General features: G+C 40.0%; 8 protein-coding genes. 7 read left to right on the forward strand and 1 reads right to left on the reverse strand.

From position 1 onward, the window contains the following. The first annotated feature begins 21 nt into the window (after positions 1 to 21). From V7K49_RS17895 to ylqF, 7 genes are all read left to right on the forward strand, one after another. Complete coding sequence (locus V7K49_RS17895; protein WP_335206671.1) at positions 22 to 216, forward strand: M48 metallopeptidase family protein; 195 nt, start codon at positions 22 to 24, stop codon at positions 214 to 216. 221 nt (positions 217 to 437) lie between these two features. Further along, on the forward strand, positions 438 to 1,223 hold the full coding sequence (locus V7K49_RS17900; protein ID WP_335206656.1) for a TIGR04255 family protein: 786 nt from the start codon (positions 438 to 440) through the stop codon (positions 1,221 to 1,223). A 4-nt stretch (positions 1,224 to 1,227) separates the two neighbouring features. Then, positions 1,228 to 1,632: a hypothetical protein gene (locus V7K49_RS17905; protein ID WP_335206658.1), complete on the forward strand. Its 405-nt coding sequence runs from the start codon at positions 1,228 to 1,230 to the stop codon at positions 1,630 to 1,632. 8 nt (positions 1,633 to 1,640) lie between these two features. Beyond that, on the forward strand, positions 1,641 to 2,246 hold the full coding sequence (locus V7K49_RS17910) for a hypothetical protein (protein WP_335206659.1): 606 nt from the start codon (positions 1,641 to 1,643) through the stop codon (positions 2,244 to 2,246). A 505-nt stretch (positions 2,247 to 2,751) separates the two neighbouring features. After that, complete coding sequence (locus V7K49_RS17915) at positions 2,752 to 4,170, forward strand: DUF3370 domain-containing protein (RefSeq protein ID WP_335206661.1); 1,419 nt, start codon at positions 2,752 to 2,754, stop codon at positions 4,168 to 4,170. 34 nt (positions 4,171 to 4,204) lie between these two features. After that, complete coding sequence (locus V7K49_RS17920; RefSeq protein ID WP_335206662.1) at positions 4,205 to 4,588, forward strand: VOC family protein; 384 nt, start codon at positions 4,205 to 4,207, stop codon at positions 4,586 to 4,588. Positions 4,589 to 4,619: 31 nt separating this feature from the next. Next, positions 4,620 to 5,501: a ribosome biogenesis GTPase YlqF gene (gene ylqF, locus V7K49_RS17925; RefSeq protein WP_273762691.1), complete on the forward strand. Its 882-nt coding sequence runs from the start codon at positions 4,620 to 4,622 to the stop codon at positions 5,499 to 5,501. Between the two features lie 46 nt (positions 5,502 to 5,547). Here the strand turns inward: ylqF and V7K49_RS17930 are convergent, their stop codons facing one another. Continuing rightward, positions 5,548 to 5,976 (reverse strand): tyrosine-type recombinase/integrase, encoded by a 429-nt coding sequence (locus V7K49_RS17930; protein WP_335206663.1) that lies wholly within the window; start codon positions 5,974 to 5,976, stop codon positions 5,548 to 5,550. Between the last annotated feature and the right edge of the window lie 84 nt (positions 5,977 to 6,060).

Below are 6,060 nucleotides of genomic sequence, written 5' to 3' on the forward strand. Positions count from 1 at the left end.
GTTGTTGTAGGAAGGGCCTTTATCTTCACCACAGGACGTTTAACCTTGAATACTGAACTGCTAGACTTACCGAAAGAGCTAGGCAAGTTCGTCATTGTTCACGAACTGGTGCATCTCCTCGCTCCCAACCACGGTAAGATGTTTAAGTGCTTTATGTCTGCTTATTTGCCTGATTGTGAAGAAAGAGAGAAGCGATTGCAGGGGTATGTTAGCTGATGGTGGAAGGATGGTTTACCCATAACAGGTTATCATCTGTATCAAGCAGTTACAATTTCGGAACAGCATGTCACGTGAGTGTAGATTGTTTAGTTATGGTCTCAAGACGGTTTGCAATCTGTCGCTATCAAGTGTGGCAACCATCACTGACTTAATAGTCAAAAGTCGGCTAATCTATAAGAATAAAGGTTGTTTTAATTGGTGATGAAAAGTTTTAAAACATGAAGCTCCCAGACTATGAAAGAGTAATTTATGAGTATAACCCTTTAATTGAGGTTATTGGTCAACTTAGGTTTCCAACTATCTTGAAAATTGCTAGTCAACAGCCTGTAGACTTTCAAGATAGTGTTAGGTTTGAATACCCAATTTTTGAAGCGTCTAGAAACTTACAAATACCAGTTGAACTGTCCAATCTTTTAACCCAATTTAGCCCAAATATTACAAGTGATTTGACTTATCAATTCAAATCAGAGGACTTAAGTTGGCAACTTTCTATAGATAAAAACTCTATAACTATTGCTACGACAAAATATGAAAGATACGAAACTTTTGTTAAAAAATTCATAACTGCTGTAGAAATGTTTGAAAGAATATATAATCCATCATTTTATTCACGAATAGGATTAAGATATCGTGATTTAATCATTAGAACAAAACTAAATATTAAAGACAAAGAATGGTCTGAATTAATACCTGAACATATTGCTAATGAATTATACACCCCAGAAATAGCAGATTCAATTCAATACTTTGTTAAAAATTTACAGTTAAAAACCGAATTTGGTCAAGTTAATTTCAATCATGGGCTTGTTGCGGTTAGGGACACAGAGAAAAGCATAGATGAAACAGCTTATTTGTTAGATGCTGACTTTTTTACTGAAGAGAAGATAGAAAGAGGTGAAAATGTTTGGAACATACTCGAAAAATCAAACCGTACAGCCAGAAATCTCTTTCGCTGGAGCATCACCAACGATTTACATAGAGCTATGCGACCCCAAGCAATATAATTCTATGCAAATAACAACTGGTGGCACTAACGGCGAAAATATAATTGGGCAACGGTATAAGGTTATATCAACTGCTACCCAGAATCCTTATTCACAGACCTCAGCGTCTGGCACTCCTAGTTTAAAAATTCAAGTTTCAATTGAATCATCTACTAGTGGTGAATGGTCTGATCAGTTTAATCACAACAGAGTTCTATTGGTTAAGTGTTTGACACTACTCAATATACTTTTTGCTACTTCTCCAGAAGGCTTACAAGAAGCATCTGAAGCACTTGAAACCATGGTGGAATATTATAATGTTTGTAAGTATGATTGGCTACAGAATAACCTACCTCAAGAATTAGGAGTAATTAAAGGAACTATATCATCAAGTGAAGTTAGACGACCTTTAGTCCTAGATTTAGATTGATTCTTGCCATGCCAGAAAAGCAAATTTATAGAGCCTCTAATGAAACAGAGGCTCTTAGGCAAGGAGAGATTTTGAGTGGAGTAATACAGTTTAAACCTGTTCAATTTAAACCTGTTCCAAATGAAACCTCTTCAAGCTTTGAGAATCTTGATTTTATACGAAAAATGCATCCTTATGCAATTGTGGTCAGCCAAGACTGTGATTTAGATTGGGACTATAAGGCTAAACAAAACAAGTCTCAACCAAATAAATTATTAAATTCTATAATTTTATGTGAAGTTTATGCTGCTGAGGATATTCGCTCAAACAAAGCTAATTCTGACATGAATTCACAGCAATGGAACCTAGTAAAAACCAATAGGCATGAACAGTACCATTTTTTTGAAAAAGTTACTCCTGAATATGAGCTAATTAAGCAAGGGTTGCCAGAATTAACGGTAGATTTTAAACAAGTTTTTGGTATAGATTCCCAATTTTTATACGATCAATTAAAAACTAAACAAACTCAAAGGCGTACAGTTCTCGAAAGCCCTTATTTAGAACACTTTTCTTATCGTTATCATTGCTTTCATGGACGTATCGCACTTCCTTCACCACATGTAAATGAAAAATAAATGATAATAAATAAATTAGAGTAAAGGTAGTTAAATAGTTTCTAACTATTCATATATAGAGAAAATATCAAATAGGCTTTTGCCTTTTAGCCTTCTCCGTAAAAGGCATAAAACATCATGATGGAAGAAAAAGCCCGCCATTAGATATAGAGTTATATCAGTCTGCCAGCAGCGATAGTAATAAGGTAAGGGTTAATGTTTACGCAGAGATTAAAGGTCAGAAATCAAACATATATTTTGCAAGTGCTACGCACTTGCAGTCACGCGATCGCTTAAACCATCGACACTCCCTTTGAACATCAAAGCCACATACTGAACTTGGCACTAGACTTAAAATTTAATAGCGATAGCTGCGCCAACGCCTGCCGTAGAATGCCCGAGTGCGAACAGCGTCTCCTTTAGGAGAAAGGCTGTAGGGCGATCGCATTCTCAGAAATCCGCTTCTAGGAAGTTGTAGTAATAACTTGTTATATTTGACACCACAGCTTTCTTGACGCTCAAATTTATGCTAGCTAAATTACCATCACCTGTATTCATACTTCTATTAGGATTTGCCATAACTCAAACCTTTGGATGCACAGCTGATAAAGATAATTCAGCGATCGCTCAAACTTCACCAAAGCCAGCACCCCAAGAAATTGTGCAACCAGGAGAAGTTCTGGCTCTACCAGGTGAGTTGGATAAAATACCCGTTTTTAACAGCAATAGCCCAGAATGGATTAAAACTGAAGGTATTTTACTTTCTACCTTTCCAACAAATGGTAAAAAAGTTCCAGCAGCACACCTCAATTTTCCCTTTCAGGGACGCTTTGACTTATTCGCTCACCATTACTCCCACACTCCCAAGGATTTACAAACGTTATATTTGGGCGTAATAGTGCATAACCCTGGTAAAAAACCTGTAACACTAGATGTATTGCAAGCGGCGAGTTATTTGATGCAAGATGCGCCCTTTGTTACCTTATCCCCCTACATTGAAAATAATGATGGTAAGGCTTACTCAGGGCCAGGCGATCGCGCTGTTAGTGATGTTCTCCGAGGTGTTCGACAAGCAGATTTTCCCGCAAAGCTGATAATTCCCCCAGGACAAAGCCGGATGTTGCTAAATCATCCTATTCCTGTACGAAATTTAGAAAAGCCGGTGAATGGTCGCTCTACTTTTATGCGGCTGCGTAGTAGCGATCAAGTTTATGCGGCAAGTTTAGCAATGTTTGCCAAGAAAAATTCTGATAATACAGAACGCCCACCGACTCTTGCAGAATGGCAAGCTTTACTAAATACCGGGAACTTCGCCGGGCCGCGAGATAAAACCCCTACTCCTCCAAATGCTACCAGTGGCGTACTGATTTATGGGCGTGTAGCTGGGGTGTCTAGTGGTTCCCAGTGGCAAGCAAAGTTGGTGGATAATCCCCAAACCACAATTCTAACTATTCCCCAGCCTGGCAAAGCTATTTCCTATACTTTAGACACATTGCGAAATGGTCGATTGGGCACTCAACAAATCCAAACGGCCAAAATGCTGGTACGTTATCCAGATACGGCATACGAAGCACATGGCAATTATGCGGTGGAATATAAACTCACCTTACCCTTAACCAACAATACCAACCAAAACCAGACTGTGACTGTTACTTTGGAAACACCTTTGAAGGAAGATAAATTATCTCAAGGTGGTGTGCGTTTTCGCAAACCATCCCTAGATTTTCCTTTCTTCCGTGGTACAGTGCGGCTACGCTACTTTGATGACCAAGGTCAACAAAAGACGCGCTATGTACATCTATGGCACAGAACTGGTCAGGTCTTAGAACCATTGGTGCAGCTTGTACTTCCACCTTCGACTAAGCGGATAGTACAGATAGATGTGATTTATCCACCAGATTCGACACCACCGCAAGTCCTGAGTGTAAGAACCTTAGAAAAGTGAGAGTTTCAAAAAAATCAAATAACTTAAGGCTTATATGGTTTTCCAGTACACTAACGCATTTGTCACCATAGCATCGGTTAATTGTGAGGAGTTAGTGAATTTCTATACTAGATTTCTGGAGCAAAAGCCAATTATTTTGATTCCGAATATCTATGCTGAGTTTAATTTGGTTGGTATGCGATTAGGTATTTTTAAACCCAAGAACACAAACGAATCGGAATTTGAAGCGCTCGCCAAAAGTAAAATAAGTTTGTGTTTAGAGGTGAGTAACTTAAAAGATGCGATCGCTCACCTAACAGCTTTGGGTTATCCCCCACCAGGAAAGATTTCCATTGCTGACCACGGCAGAGAAATTTATGCTTATGACCCTGATGGCAATCGTCTGATTTTACATCAAGCCATAGTGAATGATAATTGATAAGTAATAATAATTTATTTGGTAATTGACTATGGCTATAACTCAAAACTATAGATTAAACCTGATTCAATGGTATCCAGGTCACATTGCTAAAGCTGAAAAGAAGCTCAAAGAACAGCTGAAGCGTGTAGATGTCGTGTTTGAGGTGCGAGACGCCCGGATTCCCTTAGCGACTCACCATCCCCAAATAGGCGAGTGGGTGGAGGGTAAAAAACGGGTGTTGATACTTAACCGAGTAGATATGATTACGCCACAAATGCGATCGCTGTGGATAGATTGGTTTAAACGTCAGGGAGAAGTCCCTTATTTTACCAATGCTCAACATGGTAAAGGTATAGCAGAAGTGGCACGGGCAGCACAAGCCGCTGGGGTAGAACTTAATCAAAGAAGAAGCGATCGCGGCATGTTACCCCGTCCAGTGCGGGCTGTGGTGATTGGCTTTCCCAATGTCGGTAAATCAGCATTGATTAACCGTCTGTTAGGAAAGCGAGTAGTGGAAAGTGCAGCCCGTCCTGGGGTAACTCGCCAACTGCGCTGGGTGCGAATTTCCGAACATTTGGAATTGCTAGATGCTCCTGGTGTCATCCCTGTAAGGTTGGAAGACCAAGATGCAGCATTGAAATTAGCCATTTGTGATGATATCGGTGAAGCATCTTACGATAATCAGCTAGTAGCAGCAGCCCTAGTGGATTTACTAAACTATTTGGAAGCTGTAGCTACAGATTTGTTACCAAAAAAACCATTACAGTCCCGCTACCAACTCGATTCGGTATCAGACACCGGAGATGTCTATTTGCACGCCTTAGCGGAGCATCGTTACAAAGGTGATATAGAGCGAGCTGCAAGGCAACTTTTAACAGATTTTCGCAAGGGTTTGTTGGGTGAAATGAGTTTGGAATTGCCACCCAACTAGATTACAAGCATTTTCAACCCGTTTTTGAGTAGCAGGTGAGTAGCGTTCAAAAGTCTGGACACTCAGCTTTGGTGACATCTGGGTGACAGTAGTACCTCAAAACTGTTTGGACGTTATCGCCGATCCAGTAGGCTACCTTTTCAGGAGATGCTCCCGAAGCGATCGCCCAAGTGGCGAAGGTGTGCCGAGTGCTATAAGCCTTTAAGTAAGGAACTACGCCTTGGTCAGCCAATTCTGCGACTACACCGTTATAGCGATAGCTTTTGGTGTCGTGCGCCCTCCAGCATTTATCCAAAATGTTTAAATTCATTCTTTGCCCTGCTTTGCTTTTAAAAATCAGTCCTTTTGGGTCTGGGGAGTCGGGTTGAATCTCTAGAAGCAGAGATTGTAGCTTTGATCCTTCTTTGCAAGGAAACACCCGCCGTTTGTTGTTCTTAGTACCTTTGAGAACGCAAACACGAGATGCATACAGCACTTCCGTCTGTTATGAGGTACACTAGATTAAAATATAAATACTTTTAAATGAAGTCATATTCTGTCGAACTTCGAGAAAAAATAG

The organism is Nostoc sp. (genome assembly GCF_036919675.1).
In the GTDB taxonomy this organism is placed as follows: domain Bacteria; phylum Cyanobacteriota; class Cyanobacteriia; order Cyanobacteriales; family Nostocaceae; genus Nostoc.